The sequence below is a fragment of the Blastomonas sp. SL216 genome (assembly GCA_026625625.1).
Classification (GTDB): Bacteria; Pseudomonadota; Alphaproteobacteria; order Sphingomonadales; family Sphingomonadaceae; genus Blastomonas.
Genome location: CP113055.1, coordinates 319,207 through 339,109, shown reverse-complemented (window position 1 = coordinate 339,109; position 19,903 = coordinate 319,207). Strand labels below are relative to the sequence as shown.

Here is a 19,903-nt window from a genome sequence, read left to right as displayed (position 1 = left end):
CTGGGTGAGGGGGAACCGTGATCATGCCCGCGCCATCTGGCCCGCACTTCCTGGCAGCCGCGCGAGCAGCAGCAGATACCAGGCCAGCAGCACTGTGTTCGGGATAGCATTGCGCCAGAAGCCAGTCGCGACCGAGAGTGAACTGTCGACGACGAACCACAGCAGCACCGCCCAGGTCACCATCCGCCACAGCTTCTGCGCATGTGGTGCCGACAGGTCCGGCGTGATCCGCGCGACCGCGAGCAGGCTTGCGCCCCAGCCCAGCGACACGGCGCCCATCAGCGCCAGGCTGAAGCGGTGGAGCGGATCGTAGCGGATCGGCGCATCTGCCCCCAGCACCTCCAGCAGCAGCGTCACCGGTGCAGCGGTGGGCGCAAACGCGCCGCCCATCAGCACCAGCCCGAATAGCATCACCCCGAAGCACCAGAGCGTCATCTGCGTGGTCCAGTTGGTCATCTGCGTCTCTCCCATTGCGTCCAATGCGTTGCTTGTCGGTTGTTTGCCGACGCGGAACAATTACGCCAAAGGTAATCGCGCTGCATCTTCCGGCACAGGTTCGCGTTAGACAGCGATATGCGTATTCCCAAAATCTTCAGCTGGCTCAAACGGCTCATCTGGCTCGCCGTGATCGGCTGTGCGTTGCTGGTCGGCTATGTCTGGCTGAAACCTGGACGCGAGGACCTGCCCTGGACGCCGCTCAGCCTTACCGATCCCATCGGCATGGCAACGCGCGGCAAGATCGTCGACCTGACCGGGCAGCGCAATCAGTGCCTGGCGCTGCTGGAAAGCTCTGGCCTGGAGTTCAGCTCGCGCGATCCTTTCGGTGCGGACCAATGCCGCGTCGAAGATGCGGTAAGGGCCGACGCTGGCCAGATGCTGCTCCCGCTCGCCCCGGCCTCGGTCGCGCCGTCCTGCCCGATGGCTATCGGGCTGCTGCTCTGGCAGGCACAGGTGGTACAGCCCCGCGCACAGGCGATACTGGGCAGCAAAGTCGTGAAGATCGAGACCTTTGGCAGCTATTCCTGCCGCCGCATGTACGGGCGCGGCGAAGGGCCGTGGAGCGAACATGCCACTGCCGATGCGCTCGACGTCAGCGCTTTCGTGCTCGCCGATGGGCGGCGCATTTCGGTACTCAAGGACTGGAATGGCGATGCGGACAGAGCAGGCTTTCTGCGCGCGGTGCGTGATGGCGCATGCGCGCTGTTTTCGACCACGCTTTCGCCCGATTACAACGCTGCGCATGCCGATCATCTTCACCTCGATCTGGCTGATCGCGGGACGATGGGCTGGCGCGCCTGTCGCTGATCACTCCCGCCCGGCGCGGATCGCAGCGCCTGCCGCAATCGGGCAGATGACGGTGAGCAACAGACTGGCGGCGGCAAGCAGTAAGAGCCCGTTCTGGCTGCCCGGCGTCAGGCTGCCCGCACCGAAGATCAGCAGCGGCACTGCGAGGGGCAGCAGCAGCAAGCCACCCAGCGCCGCGCCATGGCGAAGCCCTGCGGTCAGTGCGGCGATCATGACCCCAAGGGCGGCCAGCGCCGGCGTCGCACAGGCCAGGCCAATCTCGACGATCATCAGCTGCTCTGCCGACTGGCCGAGCAAACCTGCGGAAATCACCGCTGCCAGCATCAGCGGCGGGCCGAAGCTCAGCCAATGCCCGATCGTCTTGGCCAGCGCGATCAGCTCTTCGGACAGGCCGCGCACGACATATTGGTCGATCATGCCCTGGTCGACATCGGCCTGGACCAGCCGGTCGATCGGCAGGATGCTGGCGAGCAAGGCCGCGACCCAGATCACTCCGCCGCCGGTGCGGCCTAGCAATTGCGCATCCGGCCCGACGGCAAAGGGATAGATGGTCGCGACCGCCAGAAAGAAGATGATCGGCATCACGAAGCCGGCAGAGCCGCGCGCGCCGCCGCCCAGACCAAAGGCGAGCATGAGCTCGCGGCGGATGAGCGTGCCCAGCGCAGCGATCATGCGGGCTCTTCGGCTTCAGGCGCGGGCACGAAATCAGCCAGCGGCAGCGTCTGCGCGCCTTCCAGCGGCAGCGGCTGGTGCGAGGCGGCGAGCACGATGCCGCCCCCTGCCCTGTGCCGCTCCATCAGCGTGCCCAGCCGCGCGATCGAGGCGGTGTCGAGGCCATTGGCCGGTTCGTCGAGCAGCCAGATCCCGGCGCGCGACAGGCTGATCCGTGCAAGCAGCGCGCGCTTGCGCTGCCCGGTCGAAAGAAAGCGCACCGGGACATCGGCCAGATGCGCCAGATCGACCCCTGCCAGCGCGCCGGTTACATCGGCATCGGCGCTGCCATCGAGACGGGTCCAGTGCATCAGCGCGCGGGCAAGTGGCTGGCCAGCATCCAGCGCGACCTTCTCGTCTGCCAGCGCCATGCGCCCGGTCGCCGTCACCTCGCCCGCATAAGCCGGCAGCAGTCCGGCGAGCACCCGGATCAAGCTCGATTTGCCAAGGCCATTGGGTCCGGTAACATGCAACGCCTCGCCCGCCGACAGGTTGAACGTGACCCCGCGAAACAGCATCCGGCCGCCGCGCAGACAGGCAAGCCCGGTGCATGCCAGCGCCGCGCCCCCTTCAAAGCTGTTGGCATCAAAGCCCTTGGATATTGCAGCATCATGCGCCATCTGCCCCCGGATGGCGCATTTGCCGCCCGCTGCCAAGAGGAGACGATGATGGTTCGCAAACTGGATGACGCCGAGCGCGCTGCAGCCTTGGCCAGCCTGGCCGAATGGCGCCACGAACCGGCGCGCGACGGCATCACCCGCTCGTTCAAGTTTACAGATTTCACCCGCGCGTTCGGCTTCATGACCAGCGTGGCCATCCTTGCGGAAAAGGCCGATCATCATCCCGAATGGTCCAATGTCTACAACCGGGTCGAGATATTGCTGACGACGCATGACGCGGGCGGCCTGTCGCAGCGCGATATCGACCTCGCGCGCGCCATCGACGCGCTCGTCTGACACCTGAAATTGCGGCCATTGTGCCCGCCGCAGCCGCGCTATACTGTGCTCCCGGACCGACCCTGCATGAACGGGGCGGCAAGCCATTTTGGGAGAGACAGTCTATGGCAGGTGACACCCCGGATCTGGTCGATGAAGCGGCCCAGTCCACCACGGCGCTGGGTCCGCTGATGGGGCTGGCGCGCGAGGATTTTATCGGCGCGATCGGCCTTTTGCTGCGCGAGACCGCCAGCGATCCTGCGCGCACGATGCGCCACGCCCAGGCCTTTTCGGAAGATGTCGTCAAGATCATGATGGGCCAGTCGGAGCTGACGCCCGACCCCAAGGACAAGCGCTTCATGGACCCGGCCTGGCGGTTCAACCCGTTCTTCAAGGCGGGCGCGCAATATTATCTCGCCGTGCAAAAGGGCATGAAGACCTGGATCGACGAGCTGGAACTCGACGCGCTCGAGCGCGACCGGGCGAATTTCATCTCCGCGATCATCATCGATGCGCTCGCGCCCACCAACAGCCTGATCGGCAACCCGACCGCGCAGAAACGCATCGTCGATTCGGGCGGCCTGTCGCTGCTCAAGGGGCTGAAGAACGCCTATAACGACATGGTCTATAATGACGGGATGGTCAGCCAGGTCGACAAGAAGCCCTTCAAGCTGGGCGAGAATGTCGCGACCTCCAAGGGCAATGTCGTCTATCGCGACGAGATCATGGAACTGGTCCAGTATGCGCCGACCACGGACGAGGTGTACGCGATCCCGCAGCTGACCATCCCGCCGCAGATCAACAAGATGTATATCAACGACCTGTCGCCGGAAAAATCGGTGGTGAAGTGGCAGGTCGACAACGGCATCCAGACCTTCGTCATCTCCTGGCGCAACCCGCAAAAGGAACATGGCGCCTGGGCCATGGCTGATTATATCGCCGCCTGCACACGCGCGCTGGATGTGGTGTGCGAGATTACGGGCTCCAAGAAGGTCAATGTCTCGGGCGGGTGCTCCGGCGGGCAGACGCTGGCGATGCTGGTGTCCAAGCTGGAGGCCTCGGGCGATGACCGGATCGGCTCGGTAACGCTGATGGTGTGCGTGCTGCACCCCAAGCAGACCGATATCGAGGCCGGATCGCTGATGAGCGACAATGGCCTGGCACTCGCCAAGCAGCGCGCGGCGCGCAAGGGCGTGATCAAGGGCAGCGACCTGTCGCGCGGCTTTGCCTGGCTGCGCCCCAACGACCTGATCTGGAACTATGTCATCAACAACTATCTGATGGGCGAGGACCCGCCGGCATTCGACGTCTTGTTCTGGAATGCCGACGCCACCAACCTGTCGGCCAGCCTGATGGGCGACTTCCTCACCATCTTCGAGACGCTCGCCTTCACGAAGAAGGGCGAGGTCGAGATGGTCGATCACAAGATCGATCTGTCCAAGGTGACCAACGACCTGTTCATCCTGGGCGGCGTGACCGACCATATCACGCCATGGCGCGCCTGTTATCGCTCGACCCAGCTGTTCGGATCGAAGAATGTCGACTTCATCCTTTCGCAATCGGGACACATGCAGGCGATCCTCAACCCGCCGACCAACCCCAAGGCCAAATATTTCAAGATGAAGGGCAGCACGCCGACCAAGGCGGGCAAGGCCCCGGCCGATGTCGACGACTGGCTGGCCAAGGCCGAAGAGGTCAAGGGCAGCTGGTGGCCCTATTGGATGGAATGGGTCCAGGCGCGCTCGGGCGACAAGAAGGCCGCGCCAGCCTCGACCGGCAGCAAGAAACACCCCGCGCTGGAACCCGCGCCCGGCCTGTATGTACTGGAGTGAAGCGTTGCAAACCCTCCCCAGATCGGGGAGGGTTTGTCCGATCTGACATCAACCGACTGGAATTCCGTTTTGGCCACCAAACCCAAGCCCGCCGCCGCATCCGGCCCCGAAATCACGATGGAACAGGCCGATGGGCGTACCCTGCGCGTGGCGCGCTGGCGCTTTGACGAAGGGCTGACCAAGCCGCCGCTGCTGTTCTTCAACGGCATCGGGGCGAACATGGAAGCGGTCGCGCCCTTTGCCGACCTGCTGGAAGAGCGGCCGTTCATCACCTTCGACATGCCCGGCGTCGGCGGTTCGCCCGATCCGCGCGTGCCCTATAACGCCTTTCTGATGGCGCGTGTGGCCTGGCTGCTGCTCGACCGGTTCGGTATCGACACGGTCGACGTGATGGGCGTGAGCTGGGGCGGCGCGATGGCGCAGCATTTCGCGCTCCAGCATTCGGCCAACGTCAACCGGCTCGTTCTAGCCGCGACCACCGCCGGCATGTTCATGATCCCCGGCAATATCTCTGCGCTCAGCAAGATGGCCGATCCGCGCCGCTATATCGACCCCAGCTATATGGAGAAGCATTTCGCGACGCTCTATGGCGGATCGACCGAAGGCGCGACCGGCCATACCGGGCGCATCACGCCGCCGTCGAAGATCGGCTATTTCTACCAGCTGCTCGCCATGCTCGGCTGGACCAGCGCGCCGTTCCTGCCGTTCATGAACAAGCCGACACTGGTGCTGATGGGCGGCGACGACCAGATCGTGCCGGTCGCCAATGGCCATATCCTCAAGACGCTGATCCCCAATTCGGAGCTCAAGATCATCGAGGATGGCGGGCACCTGTTCCTGCTCAGCCATCTCGACGAAAGCCTGGCCGCGATCCGCGCCCATCTGGATGCGGTGGACGAGTAACGGCTGGGCCGGGTCCAACTTCCAGCACCCTTACCGTCACTCCCGCGTTCGCGGGAGTGACGGGGATTTTTTCAGGTACGGATCAGGCCGCGGCTTTTACCTTCTGGCGATAGGCGTGCAGCAGCGGTTCGGTATAGCCACTGGGCTGCTCGACACCCTTGAACACCAGATCGCGCGCCGCCTGGAAGGCGAACGAGCCGTCCGGATTGTCGGACATCGGTGTGTAGAGCGGGTCGCCCGCATTCTGCGCATCGACCTTGGCCGCCATGCGCAGCAGCGCCGCGTCCACTTCCTCCGCCGTGCAAACACCGTGCAGCAGCCAGTTGGCGAGCGCCTGCGATGAGATGCGCAGTGTCGCGCGGTCTTCCATCAGGCCGACATCGTGAATGTCGGGCACCTTGGAACAGCCGATGCCCTGATCGACCCAGCGAACGACATAGCCCAAGATCCCTTGCGCATTATTGTCCAGCTCGGCGCGGATATCATCCGGCGACCAGTTCTGACCGGCGGCCAGCGGCACATTGAGCAGCGGCTCGAGCGTCGGCACCGGCTGGCTCGCGATTTCGGCGCGGCGGGCGAAGACGTCGACCTTGTGATAGTGCATCGCGTGCAGCGTCGCGGCGGTGGGCGATGGTACCCAGGCGGTGTTCGCGCCGGTCAGCGGATGGCCAATCTTCTGTTCCATCATGTCGCGCATCATGTCGGGCGCGGCCCACATGCCCTTGCCGATCTGCGCCTTGCCATCGAGCCCGCATTTCAGGCCGATGCCGACATTGCGCGCCTCGTACGACTTGATCCAGTCCGAAGCCTTCATGTCGCCCTTGCGGATCATCGCGCCCGCCTGCATCGAGGTGTGGATCTCGTCGCCGGTGCGGTCGAGGAAGCCGGTGTTGATGAACACGATCCGGTCCTTCACCGCATGGATGCACGCGGCGAGGTTCGCCGAGGTGCGGCGCTCCTCGTCCATCACGCCGACCTTGATGGTGTGGCGCGCAAGGCCCAACATGTCCTCTACCGCGTTGAACAGCTCGTTGGTGAAGGCGCATTCTTCGGGCCCGTGCATCTTGGGCTTGACGATATAGATCGATCCCGCACGGCTGTTGCGGAAACGGCCCAGGCCCTCGAGGTCATGGCAGCCGATCGCGCTGGTGAACACCGCGTCGAGAATGCCCTCGGGCGCTTCCGATCCATCGGCGAGCAGCACCGCCGGGTTGGTCATCAGATGGCCGACATTGCGCACGAACAGGACGCTGCGCCCCGGCAAGGTGAACGCGGTGCCATCGGGCGCGACATAGTCGCGGTCCGCTTCGAGCGCGCGGGTCAGCGTCTTGCCGCCCTTGGGGAAATTCGCCTGCAGATCGCCGCGCATCAGGCCCAGCCAGTTGGTATAGGCGAGGATCTTGTCCTCGGCATCGACCGCCGCGACCGAATCCTCCATGTCGACGATCGTGGTGAGCGCGGCTTCCATCAGCACATCGGCGATGCCAGCGGGATCGTCCTTGCCGATCGGGTGCGCAGGATCGATCACGATCTCGATATGCAGGCCATTGTGGCGCAGCAACAGGCTGGCACCGCGCGTACCGACCAGCTGTGCCGGATCGGCGAGCGCAGGCATGCCGCCGGTATAGTCGGCCCAGCTGCCAGCCGCGAGCGGAACGGCCTCATCCAGAAAAGCCTTGGCCGCCTTCACCACCGCCGCGCCGCGCACGGGGTCATAGCCGCCGGGCTGCGCCGCGGCGGCGTCGAGCGCATCGGTACCGTAATAGGCATCGTACAGGCTGCCCCAGCGCGCATTGGCGGCGTTGAGCACGAACCGGTCGTTGAGCGAGGGAACGACGAGCTGCGGCCCCGCCATGGTTGCGATTTCCGGATCGACATTCTCCGTACCGATGCTGAACGGCTGCGGCTCGGTGACCAGATAGCCGATGTCATACAGGAACGTCCGGTATTCCATGGCATTGAACGGCTGGCCCTTACGCGCCCGGTGCCAGTCGTCGATCTTCGCCTGAAGATCCTCGCGCTTTTCCAGCAGCTTGCGGTTCACAGGCACGAAGCGTTCGAGCAGTGCGGCAAAATCCGCCCAGAAGCGATCCGCATCCAGCGCAAGCGGGGCCAGCACCGATTCGGTGATGAAACCATGCAGCGCGGAATCGATGCTGATGCCGTTGCTCTGGAGATATTCGCTCATTCCCGGTCCTCTTTGCTTGATACAATCACCCCGGCGGCAGGCGCGCAGAGTAAGAGAGTTTTCCCGGGGAGGAATGGCCGACAGCCTATGGCAATGCAACCGGCCAAAGTAAATGTGCTTTTGCTCGGCATGGGTGGCGGCGGGCCTGCAACCGGGCTATGGGGTGGCGGATGACGAGCAGCACCTCAAGCCTGACCGCATCCGCCAGCCTGACATCGATGGAGCGCGCCTGTCTGGACCGGATCGACCAGACCGCGATGCTGGAACAGGTCGAGCGCTGGGCCGCGATCAACAGCGGATCGGGCAATCTTGCCGGCCTTGCCCAGACTGCCGCGCTGCTGGCCGACAGCTTCTCCGCCCTGCCCGGCGAGGTCCGGCTGGTCGATGGTGCGCCGGTTGAAGCGGTGCGCGCCGATGGCAGCGTTGACACGATTGCGCGCGGCCAGCATCTGGTCGTGACCGTTCGTCCCGGCGCCAATCTGCGGCTGCTGCTCACCGGGCATATGGACACGGTCTTCCCCGCCGATCACGGTTTCCAGGCATTGCGCTGGATTGAGCCGGGCGTGCTCAATGGCCCCGGCGTCGCCGACATGAAAGGCGGCATCGCGGTGATGCTGGCGGCGCTCAAGGCCGTCGAAGCCTCGCCGCTCGCTGCATCGATCGGCTATGACGTGCTGATCAACAGCGACGAGGAGGTTGGTTCAGGCTCGTCCGCGCCGCTGATCGCCAGCCTTGCTGCGGGCAAGGTCGCCGCCCTGACGTATGAGCCTGCCCTGCCCGACGGCACCCTGGCCGGCGAACGCGGCGGATCGGGCAATTTTGCGATCATCATCACCGGCCGCTCCGCCCATGCCGGGCGCAACCCGCATGAAGGACGCAACGCGCTGGTCGCCGCCGCCGATCTCGCGGTGCGGCTGAAGGCGCTGACCCGTGACGGACTGTCGGTGAACCCTGCGAAGATCGACGGTGGCAGCGCCAACAATGTCGTGCCCGATCACGCCATATTGCGCGTCAACTTCCGCCCGCAAAGCCTTGAGATGCAGGCTTTCGCTGATGAAGCGCTGCGCAGGCTGGGCGACGAGATTGCGGCAGCGCACGAGGTGGGCGTGCATGTGCACGGCAGCTTCGGCCGCCCGCCCAAGCCGATCGATCCCGGCGCTGAAAAGCTGTTCGGGCTGGTCAAGGATTGCGGCGCGGCGCTGGGGCTCGACATCGCCTGGCGCGGAACCGGCGGCGTGTGCGACGGCAACAACATCGCGGCCTGCGGCGTGCCGGTGGTCGACACCATGGGCGTGCGTGGCGGCGCGATCCACAGCGCGGACGAATTCCTGATCACCGACAGCCTGGCCGAACGCGCCCGGCTGTCTGCGCTCACCATATTGCGGCTTGCCGAAAAGAGGGGGTTATGAGTTTTGTCATCCGGGCGGCAACGCCTGACGATCTGCAGGCCATTTACGAAATGGCCAAGCTGACCGGCGGGGGGTTCACCAACCTGCCCGCCGACCGCAAGTCGCTGGAAGGCAAGCTCGAGCGATCGACCGCCTGTTTCGGGCGCGACGACGATTCCCTGAGCGACGAGCTGTTCGTGCTGGTACTGGAAAACACCGAGACCGGCGAGATTCGCGGCACATGCCAGCTGCTGACCCAAGTCGGGCAGAAATGGCCGTTCTACAGCTATCGGCTGAGCACGCTGACCCAGCACAGCGCCGAACTGGGCCGCACCTTCCGCGCCGAGATTCTGAGCCTTGTCACCGATCTTGAAGGGTCGAGCGAGGTCGGCGGGCTGTTCCTCCACCCCAATGAGCGTGCCGGCGGGCTTGGCATGCTGCTGGCGCGCAGCCGCTATCTGTTCATCGGCCTGCACCGCGCGCGCTTTGCCGACCGCATTCTGGCCGAACTGCGCGGCATCATCGACGATGCCGGCGATTCGCCCTTCTGGGACAGCATCGCCGGGCGGTTCTTCGGCATGAGCTTCGACGAGGCCGACACGTTCAATGCGCTGCACGGCAACCAGTTCATCGCCGATCTGATGCCCAAGCACCCGGTCTATGTCGCCATGCTGAGCGACAGCGCGCGCCATGTGCTGGGCAGGCCCAATGTCAGCGGCCGCGCGGCGATGCGGATGCTGGAAAATGAAGGCTTTGCGCACGAAAACTATGTCGACATCTTCGATGGCGGACCGACCATGACCGCGCGCACCGATCAGGTTCATTCGATCCGCAATGCCCGCGATGCCAGGGTCGCAGGGCTTGGCGACAGCGGCACGATGTCGCTGGTCGCTTCGGGCCGCCTCGCCGATTTCCGCTGCGCCTATGGCAAGGTGGCGGATGGCGCAGACGGGGTCACGCTGGATGCGCAAGCAGCCGATGTGCTGCGGGTAGGTGCAGGCGATGCCCTGCGCTGGATCGAACGGTGACACCGAAAACCCCTCTCCCTTGAAGGGAGAGGAAAAAGAAAAACAGGACGAGAGATGCTCACCGAAATCAATTTCGACGGAATCATCGGCCCCAGCCATAATTATGCGGGGCTCAGCCTCGGCAATATCGCCTCGGCCAACAATGCCGGATCGGTGAGCGCGCCGCGCGCGGCGGCGCTGCAGGGCATCGCCAAAATGCGCGCAAACCTGGCGCTGGGCCTGCCGCAGGGTTTCTTCATGCCGCTCGACCGGCCCAATATCGGCTGGCTTGACCGCTTGGCGACCGACATGGCGAGCGCCGAACCGCATCTGCGCGCCGCCAGCTTTTCCGCCTCATCGATGTGGGCGGCCAATGCGGCCACCGTCTCGCCTGCCCCGGACACCCGTGATGGCCGCTGCCACCTCACGATCGCCAACCTCATGACCATGCCGCACCGCAGCCATGAATGGACCGGGACGCTGGCCCAGTTGCAGATCGCCTTTGCCGACCAGCGGCATTTCGCGGTGCACGGCCCCGTGCCTGCCCCGTTCGGCGATGAGGGCGCGGCCAACCATATGCGGCTGTGCGATGGCCATGGCGCGCCCGGCGTCGAGATTTTCGTCTATGGCAAGGCGGGTGGCCGCTTCCCCGCCCGCCAGCATATCGAGGCAGGCAAGGCGATCGCCAGGCGGCACGGACTTGCCCCCGAGCGCACATTGTTCATCCAGCAGAGCGAGACCGCGATCGCCGCGGGCGCATTCCACAATGATGTCGTCGCGGTCGCCAATGAAACGGTGCTGTTTACGCATGAACAGGCGTTCGAGGACCGCGAAGCCGCTTATGCCGCCATCCGCGCCGCCTTCCCGCCGCTCCAGATCGTCGAGGTGCCGGCCAGCGCGGTCTCGCTCGCCGATGCGATCAAGAGCTATCTGTTCAATGCCCAGCTGGTCAGCCTGCCCGGTGGCGGTCAGGCGCTGGTGCTGCCGAGCGAGGCGCAAGCCGTGCCCACCGTATGGGGCTGGCTGGAGGCGATGGTCGCCGGCAATGGCCCGATCCGAAAGCTGGTGCCGGTCGATGTCCGCCAGTCCATGGCCAATGGCGGCGGCCCCGCGTGCCTCAGGCTCCGCGTCGTCGCCGATCCTGCCACCGTCGACCCGCGCTTCATCGCCACGCCCGAACGGCTCGACCTGGCCGAACGCATCATCGCCGAATATTGGCCGGAGAGCATCGCACCCGATGCGCTGGCCGATCCCGCTCTTGCAGACACCGTCCGCACGGCGCGCGCGGCGCTGCTGTCGGCCCTGGACCTCGAAGCGCTGGGATGACCTGTCGGCAGGCTTTACAGTTTAACCCTTTCTTAACTATCCTGTTCCGCAGAAAACCGCCCTTGGCACAGGGCTTGCGGGGGAAGAGCCATGTTTGAGAAGATACGCCGCCTGTTCATCATCAAGACCAAGTTCGAAGTGTATCTGATCACCTATGCCCTGGCCCTGGGCGCCTGCGAACGCGGCAAGCTCTATCTCGATCAATATCCCGGCTATGGCGGCTGGCTGCTGTTTGTGGCCTGCACCGGCGCGGTGTTCATGGCCGGCGCCAAGATGCTCGACGCGATCGATTACCAGAAGGCTTACGGGCCGGAATGATATGATGGGAAAGTGGAGAGCTTCTGTTGCCCGGTGCTCTCCAAACCGCTGAACTCCGCTTCTGTTGCCCGGTGGGTTCAACCGCGCTCTTGCTAGATATTTCTTGGCCGTTAGGCCGCTGAATTATGCAGCGAGGGCGAGTGCGTCATTGTCATTGGCACTTATCGTGTTTGAGCCTTTAACGGGTTACTCAGCCCGGACGAAAACAACGTCTTTCAACACACGTCGATCCTAGTTCGGCCCCATCAAAAGCCCCGCCTGCGCGAGGATCATGGTGGAGCCGCCGGGTACCGCCCCCGGGTCCGCTGTGCCTATTGCACGCCGCAGTTTATCGTCATAGCCGGACGAGCCGGCAGAGGCGTATATAGCGATGCTTTGGTGAATGGGAAGTGAGCGGGCAAGAATTTCGGTGCTGCTCTTTCCCCTCCCCGCGGGGAGGGGTGGCCGAAGGCCGGGGTGGGGGCGTCCACCGGTCGAACGCCTACCCCACCCCGTCCGTCGCTGCGCTCCGTCCACCCCTCCCGCGCGCGGGAGGGGAGAATGCGGTCACTTCTTCAGCAGATCGCGGATTTCCGCGAGCAGCTCGACTTCGCTCGGGCCAGACGGCGCAGCCGGTTCCTCCGGCTTCTTGAGCAGCTTGTTCGCGGTGCGCACGATGAGGAAGATGATGAAGGCCAGGATCACGAAATTGATGATCACGGTGATGAATTGGCCATAGCCGAGCAGCGGCACCCCTGCCTTCTTGAGCGCGGCATAATCGCTAAGCGATCCGGCATAGGTTTCAGGCACCGGGCCCAGCATGATGAAATAGCTGGAAAAGTCTGCCCCCCCGAAAAGCGCGCCGACCACCGGCATGATGATGTCTTCGGTCAATGAGGTGGTGATGGTGGCGAAGGCCGCGCCGATGATCACCGCAACCGCCAGATCGAGCACATTGCCGCGCGCGATGAACGCCTTGAATTCCTGAAGCACGTCTTTCCCCTTTTGCTGTCAGCAGATGGCCCTATAATCCCAACCGACGTGGAGATGTCGAGCGCCTTGCGAGGGCAACATGTAAAACATGCCCTTGCAGCCTTGCCGTATTAACACGATATAACGGTCGCGCGTTATCAATCGGAGGGAATTACTGACTATGCGTATCACCCGTTATGCCCTGCCCCTGGTGGCAGCGCTGTCGCTTACTGCGTGCGGCATCAACTCGGTCCCCACGGCGGAAGAAAACGCCAAGGCGAAATGGGCGGATGTGGAAAACCAGTATCAGCGCCGTGCCGATCTGGTCCCCAATCTGGTGTCGACGGTGAAGGCCGGGGCGGCATCGGAAGAGAAGATCCTGACCCAGGTGACCCAGGCGCGCGCCAACGCGACGGCAATCAACATCACCACCGAAGATCTGTCCGATCCGGAAACCTTCGAGAAGTTCAGCCAGGCGCAAAACCAGCTCACCCAGGCGCTGGGCCAGCTGCGCACCGTGGTCGAAGCCTATCCGCAGCTGCAGAGCCAGCAGAATTTCACGACGCTGATGAGCCAGCTCGAAGGCACCGAGAACCGCATTTCGGTGGCGCGTCGCGACTATAACGAGGCGGTGCGCGAATATAACACCACCATCCGCACCTTTCCCGATTCGATCGGCGCGAACCTGATCCATGGTGCCAAGCCGATGGTGCCGTTCAAGGCCACGACCCAAGGCGCCGAGGAGGCTCCCAAGGTCGATTTCGGCAAGTGACACGCCTCACCGCTCCTGCGGGTGGCCTGAAATCGTGGCTCGGCCAGTGGCTGGCGGTAACGCTGCTGCTGGTCGCGGCTGCGCATGGCACCGCATTCGCCCAGACCTTTCCCAAGCTGACGGGCCGGGTCGTCGATTCCGCCAATCTGCTCGATCCCGCGCAGGAAGCGGCCTTGACCGCCAAGCTGGAGACACTGGAAAAGCAGTCGACGCGCCAGCTAGTCGTCGTCACGCTGCCCGATCTGCAGGGCTATGAGATCGAGGAATATGGCTATCAGCTCGGCCGCAAATGGGGCATCGGCCAGGCGGAAAAGGGCTCGCTGGAAAAGGACAATGGCGCGCTGCTGATCGTGGCGCCCAATGACCGCAAGGTGCGGATCGAGGTCGGCTATGGCCTGGAAGGTGTGCTGACCGATGCCCTGTCCAGCCAGATCATCCAGCAGGACATTCTGCCACGCTTTCGCGACAAGGACATGCCCGGCGGCATCGCGGCGGGAACCGATGCGATCATCACCCAGCTGACGCTGCCCGAAGAGGAAGCGCGCGCCTATGCATCGAAAGTCGAAGAGGAATCGCGCAAGGCCGATGACGGCGACGGCATCGGCCTGTTCATCTTCTGGGCGATCATCATTTTCTTCTTCTTCGTCATTCCGATGCTCCACGGCATGCGCGGCAAGGGCAGCCGGTATCGCGGATCGGGCATCGGCGGCATCACCACCTGGGGCGCGTCTTCGGGCTCTTCCTGGGGCGGCGGTGGCGGCGGCTTTGGTGGCGGTGGCGGCTTTGGCGGTGGCGGCGGCAGCTTCGGCGGCGGCGGCTCGTCAGGGGGATGGTAAACATGGCCAAGGTCGAAAGCATCAGTCCCGACGAGCATTGCATCGTCACCGCAGCCGTGGCGGAGGCGGAGAAGCAGACCGATGGCGAGATCGTCACGGTCATCGCCGGACACTCGGATGATTATCGCGAGACGCCGATCTATTGGGCGGTCGCGGTGATGTTCCTCGCGCTCGCCTGTATCGCGGTTTTCCCCGAATGGTTCGAAGCGCTGCTGGCCCAGGCCACTGGTGGCTGGGAGCATGTCTATACCGCCAGCGAATATCTGACGCTGATCATGCTGGCGCTCGCCGCCAAGTTCGGGCTGGTCCATCTGATTGTCGGGTGGAAGCTGGTCCGGCTGGCGCTGACCCCCAGCGCGGTGAAACGCGCGCGCGTGCGGCAGCGGGCGATCAACCTGTTCCGGGTAAGCGCGGAAAAGCGCACGCGCGGGCTGACGGGCGTGCTGATCTACCTTTCCATGGCCGAACACCGGGCCGAAATCGTCGCCGACAGCGCCATCGCGGCCAAGGTCAGCCCCGATGTCTGGGGCGAAGCCATGGCCGACATGATAGCCGAGCTGCGCGCAGGCCGTGCTGGCGAAGGCATGGCGGCGGCTGTCCGCGATGTCGGCAAGGTGCTGGCCGAGCATTTCCCCAAGAGCGACGACAACCCCAACGAACTGCCTGACCGGTTGATCGAGCTTTGAAGGCGGGGCGCTCACTCTTCGGTCCTTCCCTCGTCACCTCCGCAGAGGCGGGGCTCCCGCGTCCACGGGAATGACGGCATCAGGAGCACAATCGCTTTGACCGCAATGGAATCCCTGAAAGAACCCGAGGAAATCGCCTGGCAGGGCCGCTTCATCACCGCCAAGACGCGGGGCAAATGGGAATATGTCTCGCGCAGCCGCGGCATCAGCGCGGCGGTCATCCTGGCCGTGCAGGATGGATCGGTGGTGCTGGTCGAGCAGTTTCGCATGCCTTTGGGCCGCAACTGCATCGAGCTTCCCGCAGGGCTGGTCGGCGACGAAACGCAGGGTGAAGCGCCCGAACGGGCTGCTGCGCGCGAACTTGAAGAGGAAACCGGCTTTCGGCCCAGACGGATCGAGAATCTGGGCGAGTTCTATTCCTCGCCCGGCATGGTCAGCGAATCCTTCCATCTGATGCGGGCGCACGATCTGGAACGCGTTCATGAGGGCGGCGGCGTCGAGGGCGAGGATATCACCGTCCATATCGTGCCGCTGGCCGATCTGGAGGCGTTCATCGCCACCAAGCGCGCCGAGGGCTGTGGCGTCGACGTCAAGCTGCTGCTGTTGCTGGGAGCAGGGATGCTGGGCTGAGGCCCCCCGCCCCAGCTTTCCGATCAGCCCTTGCCTTTGGTCTTGGTCTTGCCCGCCTGGCGGTTGGCGGCGAGGAAATCGATGATCATGCCGGCAATGTCCTTGCCGGTGGCATTTTCAATGCCCTCCAGCCCGGGCGAGCTGTTCACCTCCATGATCACCGGCCCGTGATTGGAGCGCAGGATATCGACGCCTGCGACATTCAGCCCCATGACCTTGGCCGCACGGACCGCGGTGGAGCGCTCTTCGGGCGTGATCTTGATCGCCTTGGCGCTGCCGCCGCGATGCAGGTTGGAGCGGAAATCGCCCTTGGCCCCGGTGCGCATCATCGATGCCACCACCTTGCCGCCGATCACGAAGATGCGGATGTCGCTGCCATCGGCCTCCTTGATGAACTCCTGCACCAGGATGTTGACGTTCGCACCGCGAAACGCCTCGATCACCGATTTGGCCGATTTCTCGGTCTCGCCCAGCACCACGCCGATGCCCTGCGTGCCTTCCAGCAGCTTGATGACAACCGGTGCGCCGCCGACGATCTTCAGCACCTCATCGGTCTGCTTGGGGTCATGGGCAAAGGCCGTCACCGGCAGGCCCAGGCCATGCTTGGCAAAGATCTGCATCGAGCGCAGCTTGTCGCGCGAACGCCCGATGGCGACGCTTTCATTGAGCGGCCACACGCCCATCATCTCGAACTGGCGCAGCACGGCCAGGCCATATTGCGTGATCGACGCACCGATACGCGGGATCACCGCGTCATAATGCGCGATCGGCTCGCCATGATATTGCGCGCCGGGCCGGTGCGAGGTGACGTTCAGCGTCACGCGCAGCGTGTTGAGAATGTCGATTTCATGCCCCCTCGCCTTCGCAGCCTCGCACAGGCGGACATGCGAATAGAGATTGGGGTTTCGCGCCAGCATCGCGATTTTCATCGGGGGTACTTCATCTGTCGGTTTCCTCTGGCGGGCCGAGCGTCCATTTGCGCATGCAGTCGACGCGGAAACCGCGCCGCAGCGCTCGGCGGCCAATCAATATGGGGAAGTTCATGGTGTTGCGATTGGCCAAGGTCATGTGCCCCTTCCAGCGCACGCTACCAAGGATCATCGTCGTTTCTATGACATAGCGCAGTTCGATCGCGCCGTTCGAGCTCTTGACCCGGCGCTGCTCCACGCCCGGCGCGCGATATTTACGCGCCGGTTCCCCGCGATGCGCGCGGAACCAGAATTCGACGAACAGCTTGCCGTCGATCGTCACGGGGTTGACCCGCGTTGCGTGGATGGAAGAGGTGGCAGCGCCAGTGTCGATCTTGGCCTTGATCTTCGAAAGGCCCAGATCAGGCAGGTCGACGCATTCGACCCAGCCGATATCAATCGGTTGCCGGTCTGCTCGTGGGGTGCGGGAAGACCGGGCCATCGCCGCGCCCGTTAGCAGGCAACGGCAACAATGCAACAGGGTTGCGGCGAGCAGTTCGTCCTGCCCGCCGCCCCCCGCATTGTCTCAGACTACGCCAAAGGCGAGCATGGCATCGGCGACTTTCTTGAAGCCGGCGATGTTGGCGCCCTTCACATAATCGACATAGCCACCGCCCTGGTCGCCATGCGTCAGGCAGCTGTTGTGGATGCCCATCATGATGTCCTTGAGCATCTGCTGCAGCTCGTCTTCCTTCCAGGCGCGACGTTCGGAATTCTGGCTCATTTCAAGGCCCGAAACCGCAACGCCGCCAGCATTGGACGCCTTGCCCGGCGCATAGAGGATCTTGGCCGCCTTGAAGATATGCACACCGTCAAGATCGGTCGGCATATTGGCCCCTTCGGCCACCGCGATGCAGCCATTGGCGACCAGCATCTTGGCATCCTCGCCCAGCAGCTCGTTCTGCGTGGCACAGGGCAAGGCGACGTCGCACGGCACGCCCCAGGGCGTCTTGCCGGCGGTGAAGCTGGCATTGGGATATTGGGCGACATATTCCTCGATGCGACCGCGCCGCACGTTCTTGAGGTCCTTCACCCAGTTGATCTTCTCCTGCGTGATGCCGTCGGGATCGTGGATGAAGCCGCCCGAATCGGACAGCGTGAGCACCTTGCCGCCCAGTTGCACGATCTTTTCCGCTGCATGGGTTGCAACGTTGCCGGAGCCCGAAATGACGGCGGTCTTGCCGACCAGGTCATCGCCCTTGTGCGCCAGCATGTTGGCGAGGAAATAGACCGCGCCATAGCCGGTTGCCTCGGTGCGGATCAGCGAGCCGCCCCATTCGAGGCCCTTGCCGGTCAGCACGCCGGTGAACTGGTTGGTGATGCGCTTGTACTGGCCGAACATATAGCCGATCTCGCGGCCACCCACACCGATATCGCCCGCGGGCACATCGACGTCTGCGCCGATATGGCGATACAGCTCGGTCATGAAGCTCTGGCAGAAGCGCATGATCTCGCGCGTGCTCTTGCCCTTGGGGTTGAAGTTCGATCCGCCCTTGCCGCCGCCCATGGGCAGGCCGGTGAGCGCGTTCTTGAAGGTCTGTTCGAAGGCCAGGAACTTCAGCACCGATTCGGTCACCGAGGGGTGAAAGCGGATGCCGCCCTTGTACGGGCCGATGGCGTTGTTGTTCTGCACGCGCCAGCCGCGCTGCACGCGGATATTGCCGTTATCGTCCTCCCAGCAGACGCGGAACGAGACAACCCGATCAGGCTCGGCAATACGCCGCAGGATCTGCTGCGAGTGGTACTGCTCCTTGTCTGCCATGAAATCGAAAATGTCTTCGGCGACTTCCTGCACGGCCTGGACGAATTCCGGCTGGTGCGGGTTGCGCTTTTTCACGCCTTCCATGAAGGTCGGCAAATCTACGTGATCGGTAACGGCCATAGGTCCCCCCTTTGAGGTGATGCTGCGAACTGCGCGACCCGGCCCGAATGCAGCGAACTCTCCTGATTCGCCTGCATTGCTGCGGAACTCTAACGCAAAACGGGCGCAGCGAAAGTGCTAATCCGCACAGCCAAAGCGCAGCAAGAAGCGGGGCCACAAGCCCGGCAAAGTTCGGTTAAATCGGCGGTGAGAAACGCCGCGTCTTGCAGCAATTCAGACCGCTATGGTCGATGCAAATACGCTGCGTTCAGCGCCCGCTTTCGCTTTCATTCTCGTCGCGGGCCGGTCTGGTCACCGGACGGGTGGCGGGCTTGCCGCTCTTGGCCGCAGGAACCGAGGCGGCGGCCGGCTTGGACGTTGGCTTGGGCGCAGGCTTGGGTGCAGGCTTTGCTTCGGGCTTGAGCTCGGGCTCGGGGTCGCCAAGATCGGTGCTACTATCTGTGACTGCATCATCGGGGGCAAGATCGCTGACCAGCGCGCTGACTGCGCTGTCGCTGGCAGGTTCATCTCCAGTGGCAGGTACTGGATCCTCGGGCTTTTCGTCCGCCGTATCTGCCGCGTCCCCTGCCCCGACCAGCGGCCCAAGCGCCATGGCCAGCCGCGACAGTTGTGCCACCAGAACCTTGTCGACCGCAGGCGCGATGTCCGCCGTCTTCATCCGCATGAAGCCGCCCACGACATAGTCCATCGTGATCCGCGTCCCGCCCTTGACCGGCTTCAGCGTGAAGGTCATCGCGCCGGCCAGAGCCTCGCTCTGCAGCGGGCCCAGCGCGCCCGACATGCGCAGCAGCCTGCCCGGATCGACATAAGTGATCTGCATATGCTGCACACTGCCGCGCAGCGTGCGCTGCGGAGCGCCGCTCTCAGTGGTCGCCTCGTTGGGGATCAGTTCGCAGAAACAACCACCCGCCTGCGCGTCCATGTACAGGTTTTCGGCATTGCCGGTCCAGGTATGGTCCTTGTCCCACCACTTGGCCGGCGTGCGCAGCATGGCGAACGTCGCATCGGGATCGGTGGACACGGTCAGGCTGTGCTGAACCACAAAGCCGTTATCGGCCTGCTCGACCACTTCGGCCTGCGCGGGCGCGATGGCGGCAAGGGCAAAGGCGAGAGAGGCAAGAGCGTTACGCATGCGTTGGGTTCCCCTGGATCAGGGTATCAGCCATGCCGCTGAAATGGTGCCGGGGCAAGTGGCGCGTCGGCGCCAGGCGTGCGATTGCCTTGGCTGACCAAGGCGCTGCCGTTTCTCCCCTCCCGCAACCGGC

At 64.0% G+C, this 19,903-nt stretch carries 21 protein-coding genes and 1 other RNA gene; 12 read left to right on the top strand and 10 right to left on the bottom strand.

Translation table 11 applies throughout. The annotated features are described in order from the left end of the window. Window positions 1-21 precede the first annotated feature (21 nt). Complete coding sequence (locus OU999_01735) at window positions 22-456, bottom strand: hypothetical protein (GenBank protein WAC23940.1); 435 nt, start codon at window positions 454-456, stop codon at window positions 22-24. A 117-nt stretch (window positions 457-573) separates the two neighbouring features. On the opposite strand from OU999_01735, the gene OU999_01730 reads away from it, so the two are divergent. Then, a complete protein-coding gene (locus OU999_01730) occupies window positions 574-1,305 on the top strand; it encodes an extensin family protein (GenBank protein ID WAC23939.1) in 732 nt (243 codons plus the stop codon). Here OU999_01730 and OU999_01725 read toward each other — a convergent pair whose 3' ends face one another. Then, complete coding sequence (locus OU999_01725) at window positions 1,306-1,977, bottom strand: heme exporter protein CcmB (GenBank protein WAC23938.1); 672 nt, start codon at window positions 1,975-1,977, stop codon at window positions 1,306-1,308. Continuing rightward, entirely contained in the window at window positions 1,974-2,636 is a 663-nt protein-coding gene (gene ccmA / locus OU999_01720; GenBank protein WAC23937.1) for a heme ABC exporter ATP-binding protein CcmA, read from the bottom strand. The genes OU999_01725 and ccmA overlap by 4 nt, the downstream gene beginning before the upstream one ends. A gap of 48 nt (window positions 2,637-2,684) precedes the next feature. Between ccmA and OU999_01715 the strand changes: the two genes are divergently transcribed. The 3 genes from OU999_01715 (at window position 2,685) to OU999_01705 (ending at window position 5,686) form a co-directional block, all read left to right on the top strand. Beyond that, on the top strand, window positions 2,685-2,972 hold the full coding sequence (locus OU999_01715) for a 4a-hydroxytetrahydrobiopterin dehydratase (GenBank protein ID WAC25323.1): 288 nt from the start codon (window positions 2,685-2,687) through the stop codon (window positions 2,970-2,972). A gap of 104 nt (window positions 2,973-3,076) precedes the next feature. Continuing rightward, a complete protein-coding gene (locus OU999_01710) occupies window positions 3,077-4,783 on the top strand; it encodes an alpha/beta fold hydrolase (protein ID WAC23936.1) in 1,707 nt (568 codons plus the stop codon). Between the two features lie 69 nt (window positions 4,784-4,852). Beyond that, a complete protein-coding gene (locus OU999_01705; GenBank protein WAC23935.1) occupies window positions 4,853-5,686 on the top strand; it encodes an alpha/beta fold hydrolase in 834 nt (277 codons plus the stop codon). A gap of 82 nt (window positions 5,687-5,768) precedes the next feature. On the opposite strand, the gene OU999_01700 is transcribed toward OU999_01705, so the two are convergent. Then, on the bottom strand, window positions 5,769-7,874 hold the full coding sequence (locus OU999_01700; protein WAC23934.1) for a malate synthase G: 2,106 nt from the start codon (window positions 7,872-7,874) through the stop codon (window positions 5,769-5,771). 218 nt (window positions 7,875-8,092) lie between these two features. On the opposite strand from OU999_01700, the gene OU999_01695 reads away from it, so the two are divergent. From OU999_01695 to OU999_01680, 4 genes are all read left to right on the top strand, one after another. Beyond that, the gene (locus OU999_01695) at window positions 8,093-9,283 is read left to right on the top strand and encodes a hydrolase (GenBank protein WAC25322.1); all 1,191 of its coding nucleotides are present in this window, start codon (window positions 8,093-8,095) and stop codon (window positions 9,281-9,283) included. Next, the gene (locus tag OU999_01690; GenBank protein WAC23933.1) at window positions 9,280-10,290 is read left to right on the top strand and encodes an arginine N-succinyltransferase; all 1,011 of its coding nucleotides are present in this window, start codon (window positions 9,280-9,282) and stop codon (window positions 10,288-10,290) included. The genes OU999_01695 and OU999_01690 overlap by 4 nt, the downstream gene beginning before the upstream one ends. A 54-nt stretch (window positions 10,291-10,344) precedes the next feature. After that, complete coding sequence (locus tag OU999_01685) at window positions 10,345-11,595, top strand: N-succinylarginine dihydrolase (GenBank protein WAC23932.1); 1,251 nt, start codon at window positions 10,345-10,347, stop codon at window positions 11,593-11,595. 90 nt (window positions 11,596-11,685) lie between these two features. Beyond that, window positions 11,686-11,913 carry a hypothetical protein gene (locus OU999_01680; protein WAC23931.1) on the top strand — a complete coding sequence of 76 codons (228 nt, stop codon included), beginning with the start codon at window positions 11,686-11,688 and terminating at the stop codon, window positions 11,911-11,913. Window positions 11,914-11,924: 11 nt separating this feature from the next. On the opposite strand, the gene ssrA is transcribed toward OU999_01680, so the two are convergent. Both ssrA and mscL read right to left on the bottom strand, forming a co-directional pair. Continuing rightward, window positions 11,925-12,306: a transfer-messenger RNA gene (ssrA, locus tag OU999_01675) on the bottom strand. 153 nt (window positions 12,307-12,459) lie between these two features. After that, window positions 12,460-12,885, bottom strand: a complete 426-nt coding sequence (gene mscL / locus OU999_01670; GenBank protein WAC23930.1) for a large conductance mechanosensitive channel protein MscL — start codon at window positions 12,883-12,885, stop codon at window positions 12,460-12,462. 160 nt (window positions 12,886-13,045) lie between these two features. Between mscL and OU999_01665 the strand changes: the two genes are divergently transcribed. The 4 genes from OU999_01665 to OU999_01650 all read left to right on the top strand — a co-directional run bounded on the left by OU999_01665 (window position 13,046) and on the right by OU999_01650 (window position 15,788). After that, window positions 13,046-13,636, top strand: coding sequence for a LemA family protein (locus tag OU999_01665; protein WAC23929.1), 591 nt, complete (start codon window positions 13,046-13,048; stop codon window positions 13,634-13,636). A 50-nt stretch (window positions 13,637-13,686) separates the two neighbouring features. Next, on the top strand, window positions 13,687-14,472 hold the full coding sequence (locus tag OU999_01660) for a TPM domain-containing protein (protein ID WAC25321.1): 786 nt from the start codon (window positions 13,687-13,689) through the stop codon (window positions 14,470-14,472). Between the two features lie 2 nt (window positions 14,473-14,474). Then, window positions 14,475-15,158 carry a hypothetical protein gene (locus OU999_01655; GenBank protein ID WAC23928.1) on the top strand — a complete coding sequence of 228 codons (684 nt, stop codon included), beginning with the start codon at window positions 14,475-14,477 and terminating at the stop codon, window positions 15,156-15,158. A gap of 105 nt (window positions 15,159-15,263) precedes the next feature. Continuing rightward, entirely contained in the window at window positions 15,264-15,788 is a 525-nt protein-coding gene (locus tag OU999_01650) for an NUDIX hydrolase (protein ID WAC23927.1), read from the top strand. Between the two features lie 23 nt (window positions 15,789-15,811). Here OU999_01650 and rimK read toward each other — a convergent pair whose 3' ends face one another. The 4 genes from rimK to OU999_01630 all read right to left on the bottom strand — a co-directional run bounded on the left by rimK (window position 15,812) and on the right by OU999_01630 (window position 19,770). Then, window positions 15,812-16,717, bottom strand: a complete 906-nt coding sequence (gene rimK, locus OU999_01645; GenBank protein ID WAC23926.1) for a 30S ribosomal protein S6--L-glutamate ligase — start codon at window positions 16,715-16,717, stop codon at window positions 15,812-15,814. Between the two features lie 10 nt (window positions 16,718-16,727). Next, window positions 16,728-17,198: a RimK/LysX family protein gene (locus tag OU999_01640; GenBank protein WAC23925.1), complete on the bottom strand. Its 471-nt coding sequence runs from the start codon at window positions 17,196-17,198 to the stop codon at window positions 16,728-16,730. Between the two features lie 84 nt (window positions 17,199-17,282). Continuing rightward, window positions 17,283-18,638 carry an NADP-specific glutamate dehydrogenase gene (gdhA, locus tag OU999_01635; protein WAC23924.1) on the bottom strand — a complete coding sequence of 452 codons (1,356 nt, stop codon included), beginning with the start codon at window positions 18,636-18,638 and terminating at the stop codon, window positions 17,283-17,285. Window positions 18,639-18,885: 247 nt separating this feature from the next. Further along, window positions 18,886-19,770, bottom strand: coding sequence for a hypothetical protein (locus OU999_01630; protein ID WAC23923.1), 885 nt, complete (start codon window positions 19,768-19,770; stop codon window positions 18,886-18,888). Window positions 19,771-19,903: the final 133 nt, after the last annotated feature.